Annotated in this window: 24 protein-coding genes and 2 tRNA genes; 21 read left to right on the forward strand and 5 right to left on the reverse strand. The window is 60.4% G+C overall.

The genetic code is table 11. The features are described from left to right. Positions 1 to 123: 123 nt before the first annotated feature. Together NXC14_RS09425 and NXC14_RS09430 are read left to right on the forward strand one after the other, a co-directional pair. Positions 124 to 327, forward strand: coding sequence for a CsbD family protein (locus NXC14_RS09425; protein WP_009986102.1), 204 nt, complete (start codon positions 124 to 126; stop codon positions 325 to 327). 297 nt (positions 328 to 624) lie between these two features. Next, positions 625 to 957 (forward strand): hypothetical protein, encoded by a 333-nt coding sequence (locus NXC14_RS09430; RefSeq protein WP_085777916.1) that lies wholly within the window; start codon positions 625 to 627, stop codon positions 955 to 957. A 465-nt stretch (positions 958 to 1,422) separates the two neighbouring features. On the opposite strand, the gene NXC14_RS09435 is transcribed toward NXC14_RS09430, so the two are convergent. Next, positions 1,423 to 1,497: transfer RNA gene (locus tag NXC14_RS09435), tRNA-Asn, on the reverse strand. A 117-nt stretch (positions 1,498 to 1,614) separates the two neighbouring features. Here NXC14_RS09435 and NXC14_RS09440 point away from each other — a divergent pair. Both NXC14_RS09440 and NXC14_RS09445 read left to right on the forward strand, forming a co-directional pair. Then, positions 1,615 to 1,932, forward strand: coding sequence for a hypothetical protein (locus tag NXC14_RS09440; protein WP_085777917.1), 318 nt, complete (start codon positions 1,615 to 1,617; stop codon positions 1,930 to 1,932). A 94-nt stretch (positions 1,933 to 2,026) separates the two neighbouring features. Next, positions 2,027 to 2,314 carry a hypothetical protein gene (locus NXC14_RS09445; RefSeq protein WP_085777918.1) on the forward strand — a complete coding sequence of 96 codons (288 nt, stop codon included), beginning with the start codon at positions 2,027 to 2,029 and terminating at the stop codon, positions 2,312 to 2,314. Between the two features lie 53 nt (positions 2,315 to 2,367). On the opposite strand, the gene NXC14_RS09450 is transcribed toward NXC14_RS09445, so the two are convergent. Both NXC14_RS09450 and NXC14_RS09455 read right to left on the reverse strand, forming a co-directional pair. Next, positions 2,368 to 2,706: a KTSC domain-containing protein gene (locus NXC14_RS09450; protein WP_085777919.1), complete on the reverse strand. Its 339-nt coding sequence runs from the start codon at positions 2,704 to 2,706 to the stop codon at positions 2,368 to 2,370. A gap of 113 nt (positions 2,707 to 2,819) precedes the next feature. Next, on the reverse strand, positions 2,820 to 3,083 hold the full coding sequence (locus NXC14_RS09455; protein ID WP_085777920.1) for a hypothetical protein: 264 nt from the start codon (positions 3,081 to 3,083) through the stop codon (positions 2,820 to 2,822). 268 nt (positions 3,084 to 3,351) lie between these two features. On the opposite strand from NXC14_RS09455, the gene NXC14_RS09460 reads away from it, so the two are divergent. The 7 genes from NXC14_RS09460 to exoR all read left to right on the forward strand — a co-directional run bounded on the left by NXC14_RS09460 (position 3,352) and on the right by exoR (position 11,817). Further along, positions 3,352 to 3,425: transfer RNA gene (locus NXC14_RS09460), tRNA-Cys, on the forward strand. 470 nt (positions 3,426 to 3,895) lie between these two features. Then, positions 3,896 to 4,561: a protein-L-isoaspartate O-methyltransferase gene (locus NXC14_RS09465; RefSeq protein WP_198175517.1), complete on the forward strand. Its 666-nt coding sequence runs from the start codon at positions 3,896 to 3,898 to the stop codon at positions 4,559 to 4,561. A 266-nt stretch (positions 4,562 to 4,827) separates the two neighbouring features. Further along, complete coding sequence (locus NXC14_RS09470; RefSeq protein WP_085777921.1) at positions 4,828 to 5,700, forward strand: DUF2497 domain-containing protein; 873 nt, start codon at positions 4,828 to 4,830, stop codon at positions 5,698 to 5,700. A 117-nt stretch (positions 5,701 to 5,817) separates the two neighbouring features. Further along, a complete protein-coding gene (locus NXC14_RS09475) occupies positions 5,818 to 8,661 on the forward strand; it encodes a valine--tRNA ligase (protein ID WP_085777922.1) in 2,844 nt (947 codons plus the stop codon). A gap of 398 nt (positions 8,662 to 9,059) precedes the next feature. Further along, positions 9,060 to 10,307, forward strand: a complete 1,248-nt coding sequence (locus tag NXC14_RS09480; RefSeq protein WP_085777923.1) for an OmpP1/FadL family transporter — start codon at positions 9,060 to 9,062, stop codon at positions 10,305 to 10,307. A 287-nt stretch (positions 10,308 to 10,594) separates the two neighbouring features. Beyond that, entirely contained in the window at positions 10,595 to 11,029 is a 435-nt protein-coding gene (locus NXC14_RS09485; RefSeq protein WP_245362140.1) for a hypothetical protein, read from the forward strand. After that, entirely contained in the window at positions 11,023 to 11,817 is a 795-nt protein-coding gene (exoR, locus tag NXC14_RS09490; RefSeq protein WP_085777015.1) for an exopolysaccharide production regulator ExoR, read from the forward strand. The genes NXC14_RS09485 and exoR overlap by 7 nt, the downstream gene beginning before the upstream one ends. Before the next feature lie 84 nt (positions 11,818 to 11,901). Here exoR and xth read toward each other — a convergent pair whose 3' ends face one another. Then, positions 11,902 to 12,693 carry an exodeoxyribonuclease III gene (gene xth / locus NXC14_RS09495; protein ID WP_085777924.1) on the reverse strand — a complete coding sequence of 264 codons (792 nt, stop codon included), beginning with the start codon at positions 12,691 to 12,693 and terminating at the stop codon, positions 11,902 to 11,904. 229 nt (positions 12,694 to 12,922) lie between these two features. Then, complete coding sequence (erpA, locus tag NXC14_RS09500) at positions 12,923 to 13,255, reverse strand: iron-sulfur cluster insertion protein ErpA (RefSeq protein ID WP_085777925.1); 333 nt, start codon at positions 13,253 to 13,255, stop codon at positions 12,923 to 12,925. A gap of 221 nt (positions 13,256 to 13,476) precedes the next feature. Here erpA and NXC14_RS09505 point away from each other — a divergent pair, with 221 nt between their 5' ends. The 10 genes from NXC14_RS09505 (at position 13,477) to serS (ending at position 25,703) form a co-directional block, all read left to right on the forward strand. After that, positions 13,477 to 14,694 carry a deoxyguanosinetriphosphate triphosphohydrolase gene (locus NXC14_RS09505; protein WP_085777926.1) on the forward strand — a complete coding sequence of 406 codons (1,218 nt, stop codon included), beginning with the start codon at positions 13,477 to 13,479 and terminating at the stop codon, positions 14,692 to 14,694. Positions 14,695 to 14,757: 63 nt separating this feature from the next. Then, positions 14,758 to 16,515: an arginine--tRNA ligase gene (gene argS / locus NXC14_RS09510; RefSeq protein WP_085777927.1), complete on the forward strand. Its 1,758-nt coding sequence runs from the start codon at positions 14,758 to 14,760 to the stop codon at positions 16,513 to 16,515. A 61-nt stretch (positions 16,516 to 16,576) separates the two neighbouring features. Next, on the forward strand, positions 16,577 to 19,762 hold the full coding sequence (locus NXC14_RS09515) for an SPOR domain-containing protein (RefSeq protein ID WP_085777928.1): 3,186 nt from the start codon (positions 16,577 to 16,579) through the stop codon (positions 19,760 to 19,762). A gap of 112 nt (positions 19,763 to 19,874) precedes the next feature. Beyond that, positions 19,875 to 20,888: a beta-N-acetylhexosaminidase gene (nagZ, locus tag NXC14_RS09520; RefSeq protein ID WP_085780050.1), complete on the forward strand. Its 1,014-nt coding sequence runs from the start codon at positions 19,875 to 19,877 to the stop codon at positions 20,886 to 20,888. An 18-nt stretch (positions 20,889 to 20,906) separates the two neighbouring features. Continuing rightward, complete coding sequence (locus NXC14_RS09525; RefSeq protein ID WP_085780051.1) at positions 20,907 to 21,764, forward strand: ScpA family protein; 858 nt, start codon at positions 20,907 to 20,909, stop codon at positions 21,762 to 21,764. Then, on the forward strand, positions 21,761 to 22,465 hold the full coding sequence (scpB, locus tag NXC14_RS09530; protein WP_085777929.1) for an SMC-Scp complex subunit ScpB: 705 nt from the start codon (positions 21,761 to 21,763) through the stop codon (positions 22,463 to 22,465). The genes NXC14_RS09525 and scpB overlap by 4 nt, the downstream gene beginning before the upstream one ends. A gap of 182 nt (positions 22,466 to 22,647) precedes the next feature. Next, positions 22,648 to 22,839, forward strand: coding sequence for a twin-arginine translocase TatA/TatE family subunit (locus tag NXC14_RS09535; protein ID WP_085777930.1), 192 nt, complete (start codon positions 22,648 to 22,650; stop codon positions 22,837 to 22,839). 51 nt (positions 22,840 to 22,890) lie between these two features. Continuing rightward, positions 22,891 to 23,505, forward strand: coding sequence for a Sec-independent protein translocase protein TatB (gene tatB, locus NXC14_RS09540; protein ID WP_085777931.1), 615 nt, complete (start codon positions 22,891 to 22,893; stop codon positions 23,503 to 23,505). Beyond that, positions 23,502 to 24,329: a twin-arginine translocase subunit TatC gene (gene tatC / locus NXC14_RS09545; protein ID WP_085777932.1), complete on the forward strand. Its 828-nt coding sequence runs from the start codon at positions 23,502 to 23,504 to the stop codon at positions 24,327 to 24,329. Before tatB ends, tatC begins: the two co-directional genes overlap by 4 nt. Before the next feature lie 90 nt (positions 24,330 to 24,419). Beyond that, complete coding sequence (serS, locus tag NXC14_RS09550) at positions 24,420 to 25,703, forward strand: serine--tRNA ligase (RefSeq protein WP_085777933.1); 1,284 nt, start codon at positions 24,420 to 24,422, stop codon at positions 25,701 to 25,703. Position 25,704 lies beyond the last annotated feature (1 nt).

Raw genomic sequence — 25,704 nt, forward strand, 5'->3', positions numbered from 1 at the left:
TGGAGTCTTGCCACTCGCTGCCCATACGAAGAATGTTGATTCTGTACTGGCTGGCGGCCTGCCGAAGCGGAACCCTTATCGCTCATCTCCGTTCCTCTTTCCTAACGACAGGAGGAATAAGCCATGGATTGGAACCGCGTCGAAGGCAATTGGAAGCAGATGAAAGGCAAGGTCAAGGAGCAGTGGGGCAAGCTGACCGACGACGATCTTGACGTCATCAACGGTAAGCGCGATCAGCTCGAAGGCAAGATCCAGGAGCGCTACGGCTACGAGAAAGACCGTACCCGGCGAGACATTGACGACTGGTATAATCGCCAGACCTGGTAAGTCGCATTATCGGAGCACGGATCGGTAACTCGGCACGCCCAACTTAATGGGCGTGCCATTTTCATATCTTATCGACCTTATGCCGGCGGTCAGGCAGCAGCGCCGGGCGCGCTCCCTCGATAACCGGTCGCCGCCGGCTGACTGCCCGTGTGCGCTTGCTCTGAACACCAATGGCCGGCTCGAGCACCACCCGCGGCCAAACCAGCGGTGCGTCGTCTGGTGTTTTTGTGAGCGGGCCGTCGTTCATCGGAGGTTAATGCTTGTTAAACCAGAATCGCAGCTTGAAAGGATGCGCCGATGAAGATGCTTTTTTCCTCGCTTGCAGCCATTGTCTTGTCTGCATCTTTCGCGCTGCCGCTTAACGCCGCGCCGATTGTCGTGTCGAAAGCGGTAGCTATACACACCGCCGACGTCGAGCAGGTCAAACACCGTCACCACGGTAATGGACATGCGTATGGCCACTGGAAGAAACACCGGTACGCTTACCGCGACTGCCGGTATTACGGCTCGTGCTATCGTCCGCGTTATTACGGCTACCGCGACTATCACGGCTATCGCGACTATTACGGCTATCGCGACGATTACCCCTATCGCCGTCGGTCAGGTGTGACCGTGTATTTTGACTTTTAGTCGGCAGCACTAACGGCAACTGCCCTCGGCATGAAAACATGCAGTAGGGTGACCTGCGCCGATACCTGTCTGGATCTGCCCAGCTGCGGTGCGAGGGAGTGAAGGTCTCGGACAGGGAAGGCAGCTATCAGCAGTAGCCACTGAACTGTCGCAAAAGAGAAGGATCGGGCGAATGCCAGCGCCGACCCTTCTTTTGCATTAGCACGGCGCCAGTACATCCGAATCCACGCGCCTTGGGAACTTTCGCAAGGTTCAGGCGGGTGCGGATTTAGGACTAGGCTAGAGGAGTGCCTTGCCGCCTACGGTCGGTGTGCCGCCAACGGCGGAATTAACGTTGGGATAAATCAGTGACAGAAAAATTATAGCCTAGGCGACGGCAACATATGACTTCAAAATTGGGGGAAAGCGGGGAAGTAAGTGCCTGCCTTCGGATTGCTCAACAAAACAGGCACTTATTTCTAGAATTGGCTCCCCGGGCCGGATTCGAACCGGCGACCTGTCGATTAACAGTCGAATGCTCTACCGCTGAGCTACCAGGGATCACTGCTTGGCGCGGTGTGAGTGGGCTAATACAAATGCTTGCCCGATTTGCCAAGCAGTTTTTTCAAAAAAATGAAATGAACTTGTATTTGGACAGTCTGCGCCCATCTCTGAGAAATGACAAATAGGAATGATCGCCAAGAGACAACGGGCAGCGAAAAGCGCAGAAGGCGGGCAGGGCGCTTCGGTATCGACCACGTAAACCACAGGCTTATGCTCGGCTCCTTCAGCATTGGCATGCCGCACTCACGCATCGGACGGATGGCAATCGGTGCGGCCCTCGTTTTCTGTGGATTGCTGGGCTTCCTGCCGGTCCTCGGCTTCTGGATGCTGCCCCTCGGCCTCCTGGTGCTTTCGCATGATCTTTCCATCGCCCGCCGGCTTCGGCGCCGGCTGGCAGTCTGGTGGCACAGGCGGCGAACGCCGGCCGGCTAACGGCGGTCGCGGGAGACGCCCTGCGGAACGTGGATCGTTTTCGGCCTTGGTGGTTTATGGAGCTGAAACGCACCACGACAATCCGGGTGAGGATATGAAGCCATTTTTTATTGCAGTTTTCTCCGTAGCGGCGATGGTCTCAGCCACATCAGCCGAGGCCCAGGCCGTCGACAGCCGAGGTTTTGACGCGAGCGGTATCTGCCGCCGCCCCGAAGGGTGCGTCGTCGATCAAGGCGAAGGCTGGTATAACGGGCCTCGCAACTATCGCAATTTTAACGGCCGTAATGAGCGCGACGGCAGGAACGACCGCGGTCGGGACGATCGCCGCTACCGCTCCCAGAACAGGACCTCGCTTGAGAGCGTCGGCATCATCGTCTGCTGATCACAGGGGCCCGCCGTCGAGTTCGAGCTGCATGGATCCGGATGATTGCGATTCTAATTCGATCTCAGTTCGCTTTCCTCGAAAATCCCGCCATGGCCCGGATCCAGCTCGGTTGCCATCAACACACTGCAGGCGGCAAGAAGCAGAACGAGCTTCAGTCCGTGGACGACCATCGAGACCGGTTGTCGACGGGCCGGTGAGACGCGCGATGGCGCGATATAATACCGGTAATAGAAGTGCGGATCGTTCGTTTCCAGAAGGTTCTGGTAGACATGTGGCGGAATATTCGCATGTTTCACCGGCGCGGAACCGGCGAACTTTACGTGGAGATCCCGGGTCTCGGCATCATATGCCGCACGTCCCTGCCTTTCTTTGAGGGCAGCCCATTCCATCGCAGCTCCTATCCCTCCCACGGCGATAAGATGGCGGGCAGGCGCTCTAAGTCAAGTTGGGAATTTGTCCAAAATGCCGCCGGTGGTTTTTCATGTCCCGAGTGGCAGGCAATTCACCAGGATCGGCCGGCGTCGAAATCTTCGCACTCTTCCTCTGTCATCTGGCGGTGAACAAACTTGCCGTCGACGACCTTGCGCATCACGTGGCCGGTGATCGGCATCTTCGTGTTGATGTCGGTGACAGTATCGGTAACGAGGGCATAGCCCCACTCGTCTTCCTTGCCTCCGTTCACATAGATCCTCGAGAGGCGCTTGAGCGTGGCAAGCAGTGAAAAAAAGATGTCTTTGGCAGTCCCGCCGAATGTCGCGTCGTGCATGATTTCTCCCCAGAAAATGGGGATCAACCAAATCGGTTCGCATTGCAATCGTAACTATTTGGGGTGATGCCGAAGGGCTGGACTTTTGTTGGTATGTAGTTAACCCACTATCATCATCCAAGCGTGGAGCGGGTCACGCAGGATTTTCCGCCAACGCTATCTGGAATGAAAAAAGGATCCCATTCAGAATGAAAGGTCTTGCGCTCATTCTAGAGCTGGTCTAAATCGCGGCCACCACACGATATTTTTCGATGTCGGTCACAGGTGAGGCCTCGTGGCGGAGTGGTGACGCAGAGGACTGCAAATCCTTGTACCCCGGTTCAATTCCGGGCGAGGCCTCCAATTTCTCCTCAGCGCTGTAAAGGGTTGTGGAACCTCGCTGATTTCGAGGTGATCGCTCGGCCGCACGCTGATTTACGGTCAAGCGCACCCAAGCCGCGTCCCCGCCTCGGATGGTCGCGGGCTCCAGGCAAGCTGCGCCGGAGTGTGCCTCGGCGCTCGATCTCCTCAGGTCGTCTCACCGTCCAGCAGCCCGCAGCAAAAGATGCCGACGAGAGCTGCGACGATAAGAAAATCGAACAGCGTGAAATATTCGAAAATCGCAGACATTGGCCTGCTCCTCCTATTCACTCCGCTGCACATTATAACATGAGGGGGAGGGCATATCACGCTTGCGTTGCAGCGCCCTGCCTCCTGTGGCGAGAAAGAGCCGCCTGGCGGATTCTTTTCGCCGACCGTTGCCAAGTCTTGAAAGCATCCGTGGCGGAGATTAAGAGACGAGGGACAGGAACCGCTTTCAAGAGCGAGAGGACATGATGGATTTCGAAGCAGCGCGCGCAAAGATGGTCGACACCCAAATCCGCACGACGGATGTTACCTCGCATTCCGTGCTGACGGCCTTTCTCACCGTGCCGCGCGAGGCTTTCGTGCCGGAGAAATCAAAGCTGCTGGCCTATATCGACAACGACGTCGAAATATCACCCGCCGCGCCGGGCAAGCCGGCCCGCTTCCTGATGGAGGCCTCGCCGCTTGCCAAGCTGCTGCAGCTGGCCGCCATCGGCAAAGACGATTTCGTGCTCGAGGTCGGGTGCGGCACGGGATATACAACGGCGCTGCTGTCGATCATCGCCGGCTCGGTCATTGCCCTTGAATGCGACGAGGCGCTGGCTGCCGAAGCGAAGGCAAACCTTGCCGGCTATGGCAAGATCGAGGTCGTGACCGGTCCCCTCGAAGAAGGCTATGCCGCCGGCGCTCCCTATGATCTGATCTTCGTCAACGGCGCGGTCGAGGAGGTTCCGGCCGCTCTTCTCGGGCAGTTGCGCGATGGCGGCCGTCTGGTCACGGTCGAAGGCTATGGCAATGCCGCTCGCGCCAAGGTCTTCGTCGCCGAGCGCGGCGCCATCTCGGAAAACGTCTTCTTCAACGCTTCAGTCAAGCCACTGCCGGGTTTTGCCAAGGCGCGCGAATTCGTTTTCTGACGTCGTTCTCCCTGGTGAATTCGAGCGACGGGCGCCATTGGCGCCCGTTTCTGTCAGTTCTGCCGGAAAGCCTTCACAAACATATTTTTATCCTGGCGTTGTCGTCCCGGATGGCGGGCGGCAAACATTGGGTAACAAAACTGTGCATGGCCGCATTCATTTGATTCTCGATGATTTTTTTCGCGTCTGGGGTATTCTAAGGTCGTGGTGATTCGGATGAACGCTCCACACCGTCCGATCGTTGTGTTGGGATAACGGGGATAGATATGGCTCAGCCAAGTGTAGCGCGTGAACCGTCCATGGAAGAAATTCTGGCCTCCATCCGCCAGATCATCGAAAGCAATGAACCCGGCGCCGGCAAGGCGATTTCAGCTTCCGTGCCGCCGGTTTACGGTGCTGACGACGACGACAACGGCTCCGAAATCCATCTGACGGTGGATGACACCTATGCCGGCGTCGAGTTTCCCGAACCGGCCATGCGCTCGTCCGATCCGCGTTTCGTCGCCGCCAATTCGGCCGGCACCGCCCCTGAGACCGAAGCTCCGGCCCGCGCGCTGTCGCTTGCCGATGTCGCGGCCCGCGTGCGCGCCGCCTCCGAGCGCAGCGCCGTGCAGGCCGGTCAAGCCTTGCGCGAAATTCCGAGCGGCTTCCGCCAGCCGGAGCCGCAGCCGACCGTCATGCCGGAGCCGCCGCGCGCTGCAAGTCCGCAGCCGCAGCCGGCAGAGCCTGTTTTTACCACTGCCGCAGCACCCGTTTCCTCTGGTCCCGTCCGGCAGCCGCTTGAGCCGGCGCTTGCCGAAACACCGCGGGTCGCCGTCGCCGACCAAGCCGCTGCTGCCGCCGAAACTGCGCCACCGGCTTTGGAGCCCGCTCCTTCATCGACCGAGCGTTTCCTGCCGAGCGTTGTCGAGGAGGTCCAGCCGGCCCTGCTTTCGGAAGATGCCGGTCTGCAGATCAGCCGCTCCTTCGAGGAGCTTGCCGCGGCGATCGACGGTGCCGAGCGTCGGTCGCTGGACGAGATTGCCGAGGACATGCTGCGCCCGATGCTGCGTGAATGGCTTGATGATAATCTGCCGACTCTGGTCGAACGGCTGGTGCGCGAGGAAATCGAGCGCGTGGCGCGCGGCCCGCGCCGCTGATCGGATTGATTTTTCCTGGAAAAGCCGCTCCGGTCTCCGGGGCGGCTTTTTTATTGACTTGGCCGTGGCCATCCTATTTACAACCCCCCATCCTCGAACCTCGAAATTGGTCAGAAAATGCTCGACAAGACCTATGATTCCGCCGCAGTCGAACCGAAAATCGCCGCGAAATGGGATGAGGCGGACGCCTTCCGCGCCGGCGCGAACGCCAAACCGGGGGCCGAGACCTTCACCATCGTGATCCCGCCGCCAAACGTCACCGGTTCGCTCCATATGGGGCACGCGCTGAACAATACGCTGCAGGACATCATGGTGCGCTTCGAGCGCATGCGCGGCAAGGACGTGCTCTGGCAGCCGGGCATGGATCACGCCGGCATCGCCACCCAGATGGTCGTCGAGCGCAAGCTGATGGAGCAGCAGCTGCCGGGCCGCCGCGAGATGGGCCGCGAAGCCTTCATCGACAAGATCTGGGAGTGGAAGTCGGAATCGGGCGGCCTAATCTTCAACCAGCTGAAGCGCCTCGGCGCGTCCTGCGACTGGTCACGCGAGCGCTTCACCATGGACGAAGGCCTGTCGCAAGCCGTTCTCGAGGTTTTCGTCACGCTCTATAAGGAAGGCCTGATTTACAAGGACAAGCGCCTCGTCAATTGGGACCCAAAACTCCTGACGGCGATTTCCGACATGGAGGTCGAACAACACGAGGTGAAGGGTCATCTCTGGCATCTGCGCTATCCGCTCGAGCCCGGCGTCACCTATCAATATCCGATCGCCTTCGACGAGGAAGGCAAGCCGATTGAGTTCGAGACGCGTGACTATATCGTTGTCGCCACGACGCGGCCGGAGACGATGCTCGGCGATACCGGCGTTGCCGTGAACCCCGAAGACGAGCGTTACAAGCCGATCATCGGCAAGCATGTGATCCTGCCGATCGTCGGCCGCAGGATACCGATCGTCGCCGATTCCTATGCTGATCCGACGGCCGGCACAGGTGCGGTGAAGATCACGCCTGCCCATGATTTCAACGACTTTGAAGTCGGCAAGCGCGCGAAGCTACGGGCGATCAACGTCATGAACGTCGATGGCACCATTGCCATCAAGGACAATGAAGATTTCCTTGAAGGTCTCGACAATCCGGCGGCGCTGCATGGCGCCTGGGACCGTCTGGAAGGGCAGGACCGCTTCTATGCACGCAAGGTCATCGTCGAGATCTTCGAAGAGGCCGGCCTTCTCGACAAGATCGAACCGCACAAGCATATGGTCCCGCATGGCGACCGTGGCGGCGTGCCGATCGAGCCGCGGCTGACGGAACAATGGTTTGTCGACAACAAGACATTGGGGCAGCCTGCCCTGGAGTCCGTACGCGAGGGAAGGACCAGATTTATTCCCAGGAACTGGGAAAACACCTACTTCAATTGGCTGGAGAACATCGAACCGTGGTGTATCTCCCGCCAGCTCTGGTGGGGCCATCAGATTCCCGCTTGGTACGGTCCCGACGGCCAAGTCTTCGTCGAAAAAACCGAGGAGGAGGCGCTGCAGGCGGCGATCCAGCATTACCTCTCGCATGAGGGGCCGATGAAGGCCTATGTCGAGGACCTGCTCGAAAACTTCAAGCCTGGCGAAATCCTGACGCGGGACGAGGACGTGCTCGACACATGGTTCTCTTCCGCGCTCTGGCCTTTCTCGACGCTCGGCTGGCCCGACGAGACGCCGGAACTTGCGCGTTACTACCCGACGAATGTCCTCGTCACCGGTTTCGATATCATCCCGTTCTGGGTCGTTCGCATGATGCAGATGGGCCTGCATTTCATGAAGGACGAGAATGGCGATCCAGTCGAACCCTTCCATACGATCTATATCCACGCACTGGTGCGCGATAAGAACGGGCAGAAGATGTCGAAGTCGAAGGGCAACGTCATCGACCCGCTGGAACTGATCGACGAATACGGCGCCGACGCGCTGCGCTTCACCCTGGCGATCATGGCCGCACAGGGCCGTGACGTGAAGCTCGATCCGGCCCGCATCGCCGGCTATCGCAATTTCGGCACCAAGCTCTGGAACGCCACGCGTTTTGCCGAGATGAACGGTGCAAAGAGCGATCCGCACTTCGTGCCGGAGGCCGCCGAGCTCACCATCAACCGCTGGATCCTGACGGAACTTGCCCGTACGGAACGTGACGTAACGGAAGCGCTTGAAGCCTTCCGCTTCAACGATGCCGCCGGCGCGCTCTACCGTTTCGTCTGGAACGAAGTCTGCGACTGGTATCTCGAGCTTCTGAAGCCGGTCTTCAATGGCGATGACGAAGGCGCCAAGGCCGAAGCCCAGGCCTGCAGCGCCTATATTCTCGAAGAGATCTATAAGCTCTTGCATCCCTTCATGCCCTTCATGACCGAAGAGCTTTGGGCGCATACCGCAGGCGAAGGCAAGGAACGCGACACGCTGGTCTGCCATGCCGAATGGCCGGCGCCGTCCTACGCCGATGACGCAGCCGCCGACGAGATCAATTGGCTGATCGACCTCGTTTCCGGCATCCGCTCCGTGCGCGCCGAAATGAACGTGCCGCCGTCGGCGACCGCCCCGCTGGTCGTCGTCAAGGCCAACAATCTCACGCGCGAAAGGCTGTTCCGCCACGACGCCGCCATCAAACGGCTTGCCCGCGTGGAAGCGATATCGCTCTCCGACGATGCGCCGAAGGGCGCGGCCCAGATCGTCGTCGCCGAAGCCACCGTCTGCCTGCCGCTCGGCAATCTGATCGATCTTTCCGCCGAAAAGGCCCGTCTGGAAAAGTCGATTGCCAAGATGGATGGCGAAATCGCCCGCATCAATGGCAAGCTTTCCAACGAGAAGTTCGTCGCCAATGCCAACCCCGAGGTGGTCGAGGCCGAGCGCGAGCGTCTCGATGAGTTGAAGGGGCAGATCGCCAGCTTGAAAACCGCCCTTTTGAGGGTGAGCGAAGCCGGATAAGTTTTATCGCCGATTTTGGTAATTTATATCAAGGACGCGCCCCAATCGGGCGCGTCTTTTGGTTTTTGGGGGCGCTTCTGATTCGGTCTTGAACGCTGCTGATTTCAGGGGCTGAGCCCGTGGATTTTGGCTCTGCGGTTATCCATTTGGTGAAAACTGTCACTGTTGTTGGATTGATACAGCATTTGCAATGTTTGGAATGAAAACCCAAACGCCAAACTCAAAATTGGTAACTCTAGAATAATATTCTATTAACCGGATTTTTTGACGTGTCCGTCAATTTCTTTACGTAAGTTAGCCGCTGCAATGCCTGGGAGCGACGCCGTGGGGCGCGTTGCCATGTCGAGCGAACGCTTACTAAAGTGGCGTACATCAATTGCTGGAGTGGGGGAGACACAATGGCATCGCGTATGTTTTCCAAGGGCGTAACGTCGCTCGTTCTTCTTTCGTCGCTCGCCTCGCCGTCTTTCGCCGGTGGCCTGGAGCGCGGCGGCTATAACATCGACCAGCTGTTCGATACGTCGCCTTTCTCATTTCAGTCGGGCGTGACTTACGTCACGCCGCAGCGTAAGCTGAAGGACGTCCGAGACACGAATACGTCGATACTTACAGGGGGCGGCAATCTGAACAGCCGTCCAGACACGGCTGACGATACCTCAAATTACACCATCCCCTATATTGGTTTTAAGGCCGGTTTCGCCGATACGATCGACTGCCTCGTCGACTATTCGGAGCCCTTTGGTGGGCATACCAACCCCGGTCTGAACTGGGCCGGCGCCAACAATAACATTGAGACGGAGATCAAGACCCGCAACTATGGCGGCACCTGCTCCTATCGTTTTGACGTCGGCCCTGGGCAGCTTCGCTTCATTGGCGGCGCTTTCTATCAGGAAGTCGAAGGCTTCAAGGAACGTCTGGTTTCAACGCTTCCGCTTCTGCTTGGGACTGGAACCGGCGTCGGTCGTCTGGATATCGACGACAGCGGTTGGGGCTGGCGCGCCGGCATCGCTTATGAGATCCCGGAATATGCGATGCGTGCGAGCCTGGTCTATAACAGTCGCGTCAAGTACGATGACCTGTCCGGGACCGTCGATCTCCGTCAGGTTCCGGTGGTGCCGTTATACGGCGGCTTAGTCACGCCTGTTTCCGGTTCCGCCGAAGCGCCGGATTCGCTGGAGTTGAAGCTGCAAAGCGGTATCGCTCCGGATTGGCTTGCATTCGGATCGGTTAAATGGACGAATTGGAGCGTCCTGCAGTCGGTAGCATTCTGCCCGACCAACGGCCTGCCTTGCCCCGCGGGTGGTCTAACCTCGCTCGACCTTCTTTATCGTGATGGTTGGACGATCTCCGGCGGTGTTGGCCACAAGTTCAATGAACAATGGGCCGGTGCAGTCAGCCTGACATGGGACCGCGGCACAAGCCAAGGCTATGGCGCGCAGACAGACAGCTGGACGCTCGGTCTCGGCGCGGCCTATACGCCCACAGAGCATATCGAATGGCGCTTTGCAGGGGCCGTGGGCGTGTTGACGAGCGGTTCGTCTGGTGCTGTGACCCGGAATGGCGTCACATATGGAGATGATGTCTCCTATTCCTTTGACGATGATCTGGTCGCTGCACTGTCGACAAGCATAAAGATCAAGTTCTAATTCGACGTTCTGAAGAATTGAGGAGCCCGGCACTGCCGGGCTCTTCTTTGTGTGCGCCCATTAATCATTTTATTTTCTGGTCTCGTTTTGTGACGATTCAGCAACAGTTTTTTACGACGAATGGCGTATGGTGGCGAAGGGGTGAATTTGTCCATTTCCCGCCACAAAGAGAGCGCAGCGGTATTTGCGGGCGAGGTGATGGCAGACTTACGGTGCGTGTAATCAGTAGCATGAGTCGATTTTTTTCCGGTAACAGCAGATCGTACAGCGCAAGTGGCGACAGCCGCATGATTGCGGCCGTTTTTCTTTCCGGCCAAGGCTGTTCCGGCCACAAGTTCGACCTCAAGATCACGCCGTCGATCCATCCATCATCGTCGTTGTCTGCCCGTTCGCACAGGCAGGCGGGCTTCGCGGCAGATGTCGATACCGGTTTGGTCACATTTGCTATTTACGAATGCGATAAAGGCGGGAAGGCGGATGCCGCGCCCGCCGAAAGAGCGCCAGGAAGATTGCAGTCGGGCCATGCCGGGAGCCGGGTGGTCGTGAATGATGTGCTGAAAATTCGGCCTTTGAGAAAAGGCCTATGGGCTGGATGCGACGCGGGCAAAGGGGCCATGGAGCCCGCCGCGGGATCGCTCGCCTCGAAAGAATACAATCCGCGGTATGCCCGGCGTCAGCGCCGACTGCGCGCGATGAACGAAAGAAATCGGTTGAAATGGTAACGTCCGAGTTCAAACTGTTCAAATTCATGCTGGTGAGCATGTGGGTGGCAATATCGCTGTCCGGTCCGGTTCATGCTTTCGACATCAAGAGCGACGTCAGCAAGGAGTCCGGTCCTTTCGATCTGTTCAAGTTCGGCTTCAAGGCCTATAAAAACGGACAGAAGGAGGAGGCGGTAGAAGCCTACAAATACGCCGCCGAAAAGGGTCATACCGGTTCGCGCTGGGCGCTCGCCAACATGTATGCCGATGGTGACGGCGTCACCCAGGACGATTTCGAAGCCTTCAAGATCTATAGTGAGATCGCCCAGCAGGGTGTCGAACCCGGCTCGGAAGACACAGGCTTCTTCGTCAACGCTCTTCTCTCGCTCGCCAATTACTACAAGCACGGTATTGCCGGCAGCCCTGTCAAGATCGATCTCACTCAGGCGCGCCAGCTTTATTTCCAGGTGGCCTCCACCTTTGGCGTTCCCGAAGCACAGTTCCAGCTGGCGCAGATGATGCTGGCCGGCGAGGGCGGTAGTTCCAGCCCGCAGCAGGCGAAAAAGTGGTTGAACCAGGCCCGCAAGAGTGGCCATCCCGGCGCCATGGCCGTTTTCGGAAACATCCTTTTCGACGAAGGCCAGACGGCTCGCGGTCTCGCGCTGATGACCGCCGCTCTCGATCGCTGCAAGCCGAAGGATTGCAGCTGGATGGAAGCGCTGCAGGAGCAGGCCTTCTCGGTTGCCAATGAGGCCGACCGTCGCACGGCAGTTTCGCTGTCGCACGCCATCGCGAGCGGTTCCGACTGACGCTTTCCGATCAGCGCCACGCGGCATTCAACCCGCGCGTCTCCATCGCGCCCTGAGTTGACGCGCTGCCATGGGCTCGGAATGTCAGGCCGCGAAATCGAAATAGGCGATCACCGGTACATGGTCGGACGGCTTTTCCCAGGCACGCACATGTTTTTCGATAGCTGCCGACGTCATCCGGTCGGCTGCTTCCGGTGACAGCAGCAGGTGGTCGATGCGGATGCCGTTGTTCTTCGGCCATGCACCCGCCTGATAATCCCAGAAGGAATAGAGACGCGTCGCGTCCGTCGTCGCGCGCACTGCATCGATTAAGCCGAGATTTTCGAGCCTGCGGAAGGCCTGCCGCGTCTGCGGCAGAAACAGCGCATCGCTTTCCCAGACCTTGGGGTCGAAGCAGTCGTGCGGTTCGGGGATGACGTTGTAATCGCCGGCAAGCACCAGCATCTCTTCATAGGCCAGCCGTTCGGCCGCAAAGCTCCTCAGACGCTCCATCCAGGCGAGCTTGTAGGGGTACTTCTCTGTGTCGACGGGATTGCCGTTCGGGAGATAGATGCAGCAGACGCGCAGGATGCGGCTGTCGGGCAGCGTGAACACCGCTTCCAGGAAACGCGCCTGTTCGTCTAGCGGGTCGCCGGGCAGGCCGCGGTTGACTTCAAAAGGTGAAGTCTTGGAGAGGATCGCGACACCGTTGAATCCCTTCTGGCCGTGCGTCTCGACATGGTAGCCGAGCGCTTCGATCTCCAGCCGGGGAAAGCCTTCGTCGACCGTCTTGATCTCCTGCAGGCAGACGATATCGGGATCGGAATCCTTGAGCCATTGTGTGAGATTGTCGATGCGCGCCTTGACGCCGTTGATGTTCCAGGTCGCGATCTTCATGCTCTGTCCCGTTCGCTAGGGCATATCACGCAAAAACGTGCGGCGGTTTTGCGATTGACGACATGCGGAAAACCAAAGAGCTAAAGCGTGGGCCGAGCGAATCTGAAAGATCGCGACGCGCTTCAGTGCGCTCCTTTTATCGCGGTCTTTCGCCGCTGGACAAGCCGATAAACCGGCTGGAAGGAATTCTTCCGCCGGTCGTTGGGGACAACGTTCTGCGTTCGGATATTCAGATCGAGAAGCTGGTGCCGCAGCCGCAGCTTGCCACCGCATTCGGGTTCTTGATCTGGAAGGATTGGCCAAGCAGATTGTCGACGAAGTCGATCTCGGACCCTGCCATATAGACGAGCGACAGGCTGTCGATCAGCACCTTCGCGTCGTTCTTTTCGATGACGATGTCGTCATCCCCAGCGCTGTCGGCAAGATCGAACTTGTAGGAAAAGCCCGAACAGCCGCCGCCTTCGACGGAAACGCGTAGCGCGCTCTTGCCGGCCTCAGCACTGACGATCGCGGCGATACGCTTTGCCGCGGCATCCGAAAGAGTTACACTCGTATCCGTCATATTTCCTCCTGCCGGGGTCAAGATCCGGAGAGAATGGGTTTTGGCACTCGAATGTTCAAATGCCTGATATCAAAGGAACTTACCATGATCTTCGCAAAAAGGCCATGATGCGCCGAAGCGGTCGGCGAATGCCGCTTTGCCGTTTCGTCGGGCTATAGGTATGAAGAGGGCAAAGCGGCGTCAATGGGCAGATGCGGCAACAGGCAGAATGACGGTGAAGAATGACGATTGACAGGCGGGCTTTAGGTTTCGGCGGCAGCGAGAGGGCGGTCTATGCGGCCGACCCGTGGACGACGCGTGGGCGTCTCTATCCGGAAGACAGCAGTCCGACTCGCTCCGATTTCCAACGCGACCGCGACCGCATTGTTCATACAACTGCCTTCCGCCGGCTGAAGCACAAGACCCAGGTCTTCATCGCCCAGGACGGCGATCACTACCGCACCCGGCTGACGCATACGATCGAGGTGGCGCAGATTGCCCGCGCGCTTGCCCGCGCCCTGAAACTTGACGAGGATTTGGCCGAGGGCGTGGCGCTGGTGCACGATTTCGGCCACACTCCGTTCGGCCATACCGGCGAGGACGCGCTGCACGAGGTGCTGCTGCCCTATGGCGGCTTCGACCACAATGCCCAATCGCTGCGCATCGTGACCAAGCTCGAGAGGCGATATGCCGAATTCGACGGCATCAATCTGACATGGGAAAGCCTCGAAGGCCTGGTCAAACACAATGGTCCGCTGCTGACACCGGAAGGGGCCGGCACGCGCGGTCCGGTTCCGCAGCCGATCCTCGATTATTGCGAACTGCACGATCTCGAACTCGCAACCTATGCCAGCCTGGAAGCCCAGGTCGCGGCAATTGCCGACGACATCGCCTACAACACACACGATATCGACGACGGCCTGCGATCCGGCTATCTGAGTTTCGACATGCTGGAGGAAATCCCCTTTCTTGCGGGATTGATGGCCGAGGTGAGGGGGCGCTATCCGCATCTGGAACCGAGCCGTTTCACCCACGAGATCATGCGCCGCCAGATCACCCGCATGGTCGAGGACGTCATCGGCGTTGCGCAGGAGCGCCTTTCACTCCTTCGTCCCGAGAGCGCAGCCGACATTCGCGGCGCCGACCGGGTTATCGCCACCTTTTCCGAAGGGATGGCCGAAACCGACAGGCAGATCAAGGCAATGCTCTTCAAGCGCATCTACCGCAATCCCGATATTATGCGCATCCGCGCCGGTGCTGCCCAGATCGTCACGGAGCTCTTTGCCGCCTACATGGCCAGTCCCAAGGAGATGCAGAGCCATTACTGGGTCGATCATATCGCCGGGCTCGCCGACGCGCCCAAGGCTCGCCATGTCGGCGATTACCTCGCCGGCATGACCGACACCTATGCGATCAGTGCCCACAGGCGATTGTTTGACCACACTCCGGATTTGCGATAGGCAGCGGTCGCCCGCCGAAGGCCGATTTGCCCCTTTGGCACAGCCTATGCATGGAAGAGTGCGATGAACCTTTTTACCGACTTCGAAGCCAGGATCAAAACCGCCCTTGAACAGATCGATCTGGTCAGGGAAAAGCGATCTGAGCTCGATTTCGGCCGCATCACGGTCGAACCGCCGCGCGATGTGAGTCATGGCGACGTTGCGACCAATGCCGCGATGGTGCTGGCAAAGCCGCTCGGCACCAGTCCTCGCGCCCTTGCGGGTGTCCTCATCGCCAAGCTTAAGGAGGACGCCGACGTCGCCGATGTTTCGGTGGCCGGTCCCGGTTTCATCAACATCCGTCTCGCCGTGGGCTATTGGCAGCGGCTGCTGGCTTCCGTCATCGGCGCCGGCACCGACTACGGCCGCTCGACCCTAGGCCAAGGTCGCAAGGTCAACGTCGAATATGTCTCGGCCAATCCGACCGGCCCGATGCATGTCGGCCATTGCCGCGGCGCCGTCGTCGGCGATGCGCTCGCCAACCTGCTCGCCTTTGCCGGTTACGGCGTCGAGAAGGAATTTTACATCAACGACGCCGGTTCGCAGATCGACGTGCTCGCCCGGTCGGTCTTCCTGCGTTATCGCGAAGCGCTGGGTGAACGGATCGGCGAAATCCCGTCGGGTCTCTATCCGGGCGACTATCTCGTGCCCGTCGGCCAGTCGCTTGCCGCCGATTACGGTGTCCGGCTGCACAATATGCCGGAAGAGGAATGGATGCCGATCGTCAAGGATCGCACCATCGACGCGATGATGGTCATGATCCGCGAAGATCTGGCGGCGCTGAACGTCCATCACGATATCTTCTTCTGCGAGCGCGCCTTGCATGCCAATGGCGCAGCGGCGATCCGCACGGCGATCAACGACCTGACCTTCAAGGGGTATGTCTACAAGGGCACGCTGCCGCCGCCGAAGGGCCAGCTTCCTGAAGACTGGGAAGATCGCGAGCAGACACTGTTCCGCTCGACCGAGGTAGGCGACGACATGGACCGGCCGCTGATCAAGTCGGACGGCTCCTACACCTATTTCGCCGCCGATGTCGCCTACTTCAAGAACAAGTTCGATCGTGGTTTCGACGAGATGATCTATGTGCTTGGCGCCGACCATGGCGGCTATGTCAAGCGCCTGGAAGCGGTTGCACGAGCCGTTTCGGAGGGTAAGGCGAAGCTGACGGTGCTGCTCTGCCAACTCGTCAAACTCTATCGCAACGGTGAGCCGGTGAAGATGTCGAAACGCTCCGGCGATTTCGTCACGCTGCGGGATGTCGTCGAGGAAGTCGGCCGTGATTCGGTCCGGTTCATGATGCTCTATCGCAAGAATTCCGAACCGCTCGACTTCGATTTCGCCAAAGTGACGGAACAGTCGAAGGATAATCCCGTCTTCTACGTTCAATATGCGCATGCCCGCTGCATGTCGGTCTTCCGGCAGGCGAGGGAGGCTTTTCCCGGCCTCGATGTTTCGCCAGAGGATCTTGCGAAAGCCGTTGCTGGCATTGAAGATCCGGCCGAATTACAGCTCGTCGCCAAGCTTGCCGAATTCCCGCGTGTGGTCGAGGCGGCGGCCCAGGCGCAGGAGCCGCATCGCATCGCTTTTTACCTCTATGACCTCGCCAGTTCCTTCCACGCACACTGGAACAAAGGTAAAGATCAGCCGGAATTACGATTTGTTAATGATAAAAACCGAGAATCAAGTATTGCCAGACTTGGGCTGGTGTACGCCGTCGCGTCGGTTTTGAAGTCGGGACTTGCCATTACAGGCACTGCCGCACCTGACGAAATGCGATAACGTCACCATTTACCCACAATGCGCTGGCATTTGAGCGTTGGCGTTTGCGAGTGGGATAGGCATGGCTGAGAAACAACTTGCGTATGATACGCGCGGAAAAGAAGATCTGTTTGCCGACGACGATCCGTTGGCCGAACTTGCCCGGATCGTCGGTTTCGAGCCGCGTGTCGCAGCGAATACCATAAGCGACGCCGCCCGGCGCGAACCCGCCTTCGATCTGGAAGACGAGCTCGGGCGGGAGTTCGATCGCTACGATTCACCGCGTCCGCTGGCCGAGCTCGATCGGCCGGCCGAGCCGATCTCCGACGGCTTCGCTTCCGAAGACTATGTCGAGCCCGTTCTCGATGCTTCTCCCGTAAACGCGGATGTTCCGGAGCCCGTCTCCGTTGGTCCCGTCGCCGCGGAAGAAGCTGCGCAACCTCCGGCTAGGAACTGGGACGTAGCCGCCACCGACCGAGCGGCCGGTCCCCACCAGCTGTCCATCGAACCTGTTTCCGAGGTGCCGACCCAAGCCGCTTTCGGCGGCGCCCGCGATCTGATCGAGGAACTTGAGCTGTCGATCGGTGCGGCGCCGGTCTCTTCACTGTCGCAGCCCGCCAAAGCCCCGCAATGGTCGGCCGCCAGCATCAGGCTGCCGCTCGCCAATTTCCACGCCCCGAAACGTGAGGAGCCGGTGGCAGTGGTCGAACCGGTCGCCGAAGTAGTCGCTGCGCCCGCAGCTGAAGCAGTCGCTGAACCGGCGGCTGAAGCAGCGGTTGCTGATCTCGCCTCCGCCGAGCCGGAGCCCGTTATCGAGCAGCCGGCGCCCGTTGCGGCGGTCGAACCTCCCGAGGAGTTCGAGTCCGCAGCGCCGTCGTTCGGCTTTCCCGCCGAGCTCGATCGCCACGACGAGGCAATTGCACCGCAAGAAACTGCTGAAGCCCGGGAATTCATTGAAGTCGAGGATGATCTGGAAGGGATCGGCTCCGACGCCGGTTTCGATCTCGCGGCCGCCGTCGAGGGCGAGATCCAGGCCGATGCCGCGCTGACCGAGGTCGGACCTGAAGTTCCGCATACCGCCGGCACCTTCGATGTTGACGACCTGCTGGCCGACGTCTCGCGCTATCCCGTCCCCCGCCCGGTATTGCAGCGCGCCAATCTGGCGCCGGCTGCGCCGGAGCCCGCTCCCGTCGAAGTCGCCCCGATCACTGCCGCACCGGTTCAGTCAGAGGAGATCGCTCCGGCACTGGTCCTGTCCGCTCCGATCGAAATGGCGCCTGCCCATGCTGCCGAAGCCGCAAGGCCGGTCGCGCCGCAGCCTGCCGCCGTCATGCCGCCCCAGCCTGTCGCAACGGCCTATTCACGGGCGCCGCAGCCAGCGCCGGAAGCCGATGATCCCTTCGCGGGCCACGATTTCGAACTGGACCTCGCCGGTATCGAGCTGGAACTTGCCGATCTTGATTTTTCCGAAGCAGCCGAGCCTGCGCCGCAGCCAAAGGCGCAGCCGGCGCCCGCCGCGCCCCAGCAGGCAACGCGTGAGTACCCGCAGGCCGCTGTCCCGGCGCAGCCGGCGCCGGCCCTGGTTTCCGAGCAGCCGGCCCCAGATCCGGCTCCGGCTTTCAACTGGGCACCCGCTGCAGAGGCGTCCGCCGCTGAATCGACCGAAGATCTGCCCTTCGATCCGGCGATGATCTCCGATCCGGAGGATCGTCCCGAGACGGTGGAGGACATGCATGTGCCGGCGCTGCCGCCGGTCGAGCAGCCCGCTCCGGTCGCGAAAACTGCGGATTTCGATTTCGATCTCGATGCGGAGATCGCGAGCTTCTTCGAGCCGGCCAAGCCGCGGGATACGGCGGCGTCCGCCCGTAATATGGCTGCTGCTGCGGCAACGCCGGTCAAGCCGACGATAGCCGACGGTCTCGATGATTTCGAACGAGCGCTGGAGGAGGATTTCCGCCGCAGCGTGCGCGAGCCGGTCGAGCGCCGGGAAACCTCCGAGGTCCACATCGAGTCGGCAAGCCAGGCTGCTGATTTCAGCCGCGCCCGGTCGATGCGCCGGCTGCTGGCCGGGGCCGTGGTATTGGTGGTCTTCGCTGGGGTCGGTTATGGCGTTTATTCTTCCGTCTCGAACGGCGTAGGGCTTGGTATTGTCGCATCCGGCGAGCCGCGTGTGATCACCGCGGACAAGGAGCCGGTCAAGGTCGTTCCGGAAAATCCCGGTGGTAAGACGGTTCCGAACCAGGATAAGGCCGTCTACGACCGCGTTGCGGGTTCTGCCGAGGAGCCCAAGCAGAAGGCGCTCGTCTCCTCGGACGAGGCGCCGGTCGATGTCGTCCAGCGCACCTTGACGCCGGAGGCATTGCCGGAGGATGACGAGAACGCCGGCGCTGACGATCGTGTCACGCCGACCGCGGTTGGCGAAACGGAGGATCCGCGTCTGCTGCCGAACCACGCGATCGCGGACGACAATTCCGCAAGCGACGCTGACAAGGCGCCATCTGTTTCGCCGCGCAAGGTCCGCACGATGATCGTCAAGCCTGACGGCACCCTGGTCGCCCGTGAGGAGTCCGCGCCGGTCGACCAGCCGACGCCGCCTGCTCAACCGATGCCGTCTGCCCAGACGCCAGTGACGGCGCAGTCCGCCCCGTCTGCGCCGTCGGCCCCGATCGCGCCGCCGGTCGCCGGAACGGCTGCAAGCTTCCCGGCAAGCGCCGAGATTGCTTCCGCCGATGCGCGTTCTGCAGCACCAGTTCAAGCTGCGCCGGCGCAGCCGTCGCCTGCCGCAAGTGCCGATGAGCAGGCGGCAAATCCCGCACCGGTCGATGCGCCGGTACGGCCGGTCAAGACGGCAACGATCGCCGATACGGCCCCGGTTCCGATCGCCCGCCCGGCCGAGCAGCCCGTCAACGTCGTCGGCACGGTTACCGATAAAGGTAACGTCCGCACGCCCGCGCAGCAGCCGAAGCCGACGCAGGTCGCCGCCGCAACGCCGGCCGCCGCCCAGCCGCAGCAAGCCGCATCTGCAGGCGGCTACGGCCTCCAGATAGCTTCGCTGCCGTCGGAGGATGAGGCCAATAAATCTTATGCAAACCTGTCGAAGAAATTCGCCGGCGTGCTTGGTGGCCGCGCCCATGAAATCCGCAGGGCAGATATCGCCGGTAAGGGCACTTTCTACCGTGTCCGCATCCCGGTCGGCTCCAAAGATGAAGCCGCAGCGCTTTGCGAAAAGTATCGCGCCGCCGGGGGAAGCTGCCTGATTTCCAAGTAACATTGAGCCATTTGAATTATGAGAGCGGCGAGCCGGATCGGCCCGCCGCTCTTTTTTGTGCATCGCGCCCGCGTTTGCTCGCATTTGGCCCGCCGCCGTCTATGATTCCTCCATGACCGAATCAAAAGCGATGATCCTTGGCTGCAGCGGCCTTGCCCTCACATCCGAAGAAAAGGCCTTTTACCGGGACGAACGGCCCTGGGGCTTCATTCTCTTCGGGCGCAATATCTCCGAAGCAGCGCAGATCACTGATCTCGTTGCCGAGCTGCGCGACAGCGTCGGCTGGCACGCACCGGTTCTGATCGACCAGGAGGGTGGTCGCGTTCAGCGTATCCGTCCGCCGGTTTTGCCGCGTTATCCCTCAGGCCAGGCGCTGGGCGATCTCTATCGCCGCGACCCGGAGCTCGGGCTGCGCGCCGCTTGGGTGATGTCGCGCCTGCATGCCTTCGACCTGTCGAACCTTGGCATCAATGTGGATTGCCTGCCGGTTCTCGACGTGCCGGTCGAAGGCAGCAGCAACGTCATCGGCGACCGCGCCTATGGCGGCGATCCACAGACGGTTATCGCAATGGGACGGGCGGCTGGCGAGGGGCTGAAGGCCGGCGGTCTGCTGCCCGTGATGAAGCATATGCCCGGCCACGGTCGCGGCTTTGCCGATTCACATCTGGAGTTGCCTGTCGTCACCGTCTCGCGCGAGGAGTTGGAGGCCCATGATTTCCCACCCTTCGTTTCGATGAAGGACGAACTGATGGCGATGACCTGCCATCTCGTCTTCACATCGATCGACCCTGACAATCCGGCGACGACCTCGCGCAAGGTAATCGACGGCATTATCCGCGAGCACATCGGTTTTGGCGGTCTGCTGCTTTCCGACGACAGTTCGATGAACGCGCTTTCCGGCACGATCGGTGAACGGGCGGCGAATATCATTGCAGGAGGATGCGATATCGTGCTGCATTGCAACGGCCATATGGATGAGATGGTCGATGTCGTGGCAAATGTTCCGCCGCTCGCTGGTCTTTCGCTTGCCCGAGCAAAAGCGGTAGAAGCAGGCTTTGCCGCTCCGGATATTGCCGATGAGGCGGAATTGAGGGCGGAATTCGAGGCAATGTTTGTGTCGGTGTGATCGTAGGAGAGCAGGGTGGTGAGCACGGTCAAGGGCGCGGAACGTCCGCAGGCGGCAACGCCGATGGACAAGCTGTGGCAGGAGAACGGCGCTGAGCGCGCCAGCCACGAACCGGCGCTGGTGATCGACGTGGCCGGATTCGAAGGCCCGCTCGACCTGCTGCTCTATCTCGCCCGCAACCAGAAGGTTGACCTGTCGCGCATATCGGTCTTGGCGCTCGCCGAACAATATTTGCAGTTCGTCGAAAGCGCCCGGCGCATCCGCATCGAGCTTGCCGCCGATTATCTCGTCATGGCGGCCTGGCTTGCCTATCTCAAGTCGCGGCTGCTCATACCCCAGCAAGTCAAGGATGACGGCCCTTCGGGCGAGGAGATGGCGGCAACGCTCGCCTTCCGCCTAAAGCGCCTCGAGGCCATGCGGCAAGCGGCGGAGGGCCTCGTCAACCGCAACCGCCTCGGCCGCGATATCTTCGCCCGCGGTGCGCCCGAGCACATTCCCGACCGGCAGCAATCTGCTTATGCGGCAAGCCTCTACGATCTCCTGACCGCCTATGCGGCGCTACGCCAGCGCCATGCCATCACCCAGGTGACGATCGAGAGGCGTAATGTCTGGTCGCTGACCGATGCCCGCGAACTGCTGACCCAGATGATCGGCGAGGTCGGCGACTGGACGGCGATGGAGCATTATCTGCTGCGATATCTCGCAGCGCCCGAGGAACGCGTGACGGCGATCGCCAGCGCCTTCGCCGCTTCGCTGGAACTGGTGCGCGAGGGCAAGCTCGAAATCCGTCAGGACGGCGCCTTTCAGCCGATCTACATGCGCCGCGGTCCGAAACATGCGACGCTGCAGGTGGTGGAACAGGAGCGGCCGGTTTGATCGATCTGACGGACGACGAGGATTTTGGGGAGGAGGGCCGCGACCTGCAGGCCGAGATCGAGGCCGAGCGCATCGCCGAGGCGCTGGTCTTCGCGTCCTCACAGCCCGTTTCCGAAGGTTTTATCGCCGAGCGGCTTCCCAGAAACGCTAATGTGCATGCGATCATGCTGCGCCTGAAGGAGCAATATGCGCCGCGCGGGGTTAATCTCGTGCAGGTCGAAGGTGCCTGGGCCTTCCGCACTGCCGCCGATCTGTCCTTCGTCATCCGCCGCGACGACAATGAAGTGAAAAAGCTTTCGCGCGCCGCCTTGGAAGTGCTGGCGATCATCGCCTATCACCAGCCGGTGACGCGCGCCGAGATCGAGGATATTCGTGGCGTTCAGACCTCGCGCGGCACGCTCGACGTGCTGATGGAAGCCGGTTGGGTGCGGTTTCGCGGCCGCCGGCGCACACCTGGCCGGCCGGTGACATTGGGCACGACCCGCGATTTTCTCGACCATTTTGGCCTCGAGGAATTGCGCGATCTGCCGGGTCTCGAAGAGTTGAAGGGAGCGGGTCTGCTATCGGGCCGTATCCCGGCGAATTTCAATATTCCCTCGCCATCGATGAACGACGAATTGACCGAGGACGAAGATCCGATCACGCAGATGGATCTCGAAGAACTTGGGTTGCTCGCTCCACGTTCTACCTCCGAAGATTGAAGGACTTCCTCTTGCTTTTGCCACGCATGATGAAAACAATAGTGCCCACCATTTTTCGGCGGGTCTGTGGCTTGTCACAAAGGGCGATACCGTGACATTAAGCGCAGTTCAAAGGGCTTGATGTTGGAAACGGTGTGGGAAATTCTTACATCAGGGAACATCACAACAGGGAGTAAGCGTAAATGGGTTCTTTTGGCATCTACCACTGGCTGATCGTTCTGGTCGTCGTGCTGTTGTTGTTCGGTCGCGGCAAGATTCCGGAACTGATGGGCGATGTCGCCAAGGGCATCAAAAGCTTCAAGAAGGGCATGACGGACGAAGACGCGCCGGAAACGGCGAAGACCGTCGATCACAAGGCCGACGAAACGAAGTAAACAAGTCCGGGAAAAAGCGCAGCCCCCGCGCTTCCCGTCCAGGAGCCTTGCATGTTCGATATTGGCTGGACCGAGCTTTTGGTCATCGCGGTCGTGCTGATCGTCGTTGTCGGTCCCAAGGATTTGCCGCCGATGCTGCGCGCTTTCGGCAAGATGACGCAGCGCGCCCGCAAGGTTGCGGGTGAATTTCGGGCGCAGTTCGACGAAGCGTTGCGCGAAGCCGAGCTTGACGATGTCCGCCAGACGATCAGCGACGCCCATAAGCTCAACCCGGTCAATAGCCTGCGCGAGGCGATGAACCCGCTTCGCCAGATGGGCAACGAGATCAAGGCCGACTTGCAGAAGGCGACCGCTACTGCCGAAAACAAGACCGAAGTGCCGCCGGCTGCCGTCTCGGCCCCGACGCCGTCCATGAGCCTGCCGGAAACGCCGCCTCTGGTGCCGGCGCCTGCGCAGCCTGAGCCGGTCGCAGTAGCGATTGCCCAGGCCGATACGGTCGCCGAGAAGCCGAAGGCCGTGCGCAGGCCACGCGTCAAGGCTGCCGACAAGGTCGATGCCGCCGCAGCCGTTGCCGTGCCCGTGGAAAAGCCGAAGCGCGCCGCGGCAGTCAGGAAGCCTGCAACACCGAAGAAGCCGACCCATACGAAGAAGAAGGACGAGGCATGAGCGGTGATATCGAAGACAAGCCGCAGCCGCTGATCGAGCACCTGATGGAGCTGCGCACGCGGCTGATCTGGTCGATCGGGGCGTTCTTCATCGCCTTCATTGTATGCTTCTTTTTTGCCAAGCATCTCTTCAACTATCTGGTCATCCCCTACAAGACGGCCGTGGAATGGGCGCATCTCGACGTCGAGAAGGCCCAGCTGATTTATACCGCGCCCCAGGAGTTCTTCTTTACCCAGGTCAAGGTGGCGATGTTCGGAGGCCTGGTGGTCGCTTTCCCCATCATTGCCGCCCAGGTCTATAAGTTCGTAGCCCCCGGCCTCTACAAGAACGAGCGCCAGGCCTTCCTGCCGTTCCTGATCGCGTCGCCGGTCCTGTTCCTGATGGGTGCCGCGCTCGTCTATTTCTTCTTCACGCCGATGGTCATGTGGTTCTTCCTGTCGATGCAGCAGGCGCCGGGTCATGACGAGGTGGCGATCTCGCTGATGCCGAAGGTCTCGGAATATCTGAGCCTTATCATGACGCTGGTCTTCTCCTTCGGCCTTGTCTTTCAGCTGCCTGTCATCACGACGCTGCTTGCCCGCGTCGGTCTGCTGACGTCGCAATGGCTCGCCGAAAAGCGTAAGTTTGCCATCGTTCTCGCCTTCGTGGTCGCCGCCGTGCTGACGCCGCCGGATCCGATGTCCCAGATCGGCCTTGCGCTGCCGACGATCCTTCTCTACGAGATTTCCATCTACGCGGCACGACTCGTGGAGCGTCAGCGTTCCCGACAGGCACTTGAAGAGGCTTCTGGTTCCTCCGACGTCGCCAAGACGGACAACGTCTGACCGGTTTCCGACATTTTCCCGAGGTCTGCCGTTTCCTGTCCGGTCGGTTTCTCCGACCGGTCACTTCTGTTGCAACGAGTTGGAACGACGATGCTCGATATCAAATGGATCCGTGAGAATCCCGAAGCGCTCGATGCCGCCCTTGCCAAGCGCGGCGCGGAGCCTCTGGCCCAAACTCTGGTCGCCCTCGATGAAAAGCGCCGCTCCGCCGTGCAGAAGGCGCAGGATTTGCTGTCCCGCCGCAACGCCGCCTCGAAGGAGATCGGCGCAGCCATGGCGCAGAAGAATACCGAGCTTGCCGAGAAGCTGAAGGCCGAGGTTGCAGAAATCAAGGTGACGCTGCCAGCAGCCGAGGAGGAGGAGCGTCTGCTTTCCGCCGAGCTCAACGACGCTCTCTCGCGCATTCCGAACGTGCCCTTGGACGACGTTCCTGTCGGCAAGGACGAGCACGACAATGCCGTCAGCCGCATCGTCGGCGAAAAGCCGCGTTGGAACCACACGCCGAAGGAGCATTTCGAAATCGGCGAGGCGCTCGGCTATATGGATTTCGAGCGCGCCGCCAAGCTCTCCGGTTCGCGCTTCACGGTCCTGACCGGGCCGCTCGCCAGGCTCGAGCGGGCGCTCGGACAGTTCATGATCGACCTCCACACCAGCGAGCACGGCTACACCGAGGTCAGTTCGCCGCTGATGGTGCGCGCTGAAGCGCTGTTCGGCACCGGCAACCTGCCGAAGTTCGAAGAGGATCTCTTCAAGACGACCGACAGCCGTTATCTCATTCCGACGGCCGAGGTGACCCTGACCAACCTGGTGCGCGAGGAAATCCTCGACCAGGAGAAGCTGCCGCTCCGCTTCACCGCCTTGACGCCGTCTTTCCGTTCCGAGGCGGGCTCGGCCGGCCGCGACACCCGCGGCATGCTGCGCCAGCACCAGTTCTGGAAGTGCGAGCTCGTCTCGATCACCGACGCCGAAAGTTCGATCGCCGAGCACGAGCGGATGACCGCCTGCGCCGAGGAAGTGCTGAAGCGTCTTGGCCTGCATTTCCGCACGATGACGTTGTGCACCGGCGACATGGGCTTCGGCTCGCGCAAGACCTACGATCTCGAAGTCTGGCTGCCGGGGCAGAACACTTTCCGCGAAATTTCCTCCTGCTCGGTCTGCGGCGATTTCCAGGCCCGGCGCATGAATGCGCGCTACCGCGGCAAGGACGATAAGAGCAACAAGTTCGTGCACACACTGAACGGTTCCGGCACCGCTGTCGGCCGCTGCCTCATCGCCATCCTCGAAAATTATCTGAACGAAGATGGTTCCGTCACGATTCCGGACGTTTTGCTGCCCTATATGGGCGGAATGACGAAGATCGAACGGGCGGCCTGAG

Source organism: Rhizobium sp. NXC14 (genome assembly GCF_002117485.1).
Classification (GTDB): domain Bacteria; phylum Pseudomonadota; class Alphaproteobacteria; order Rhizobiales; family Rhizobiaceae; genus Rhizobium.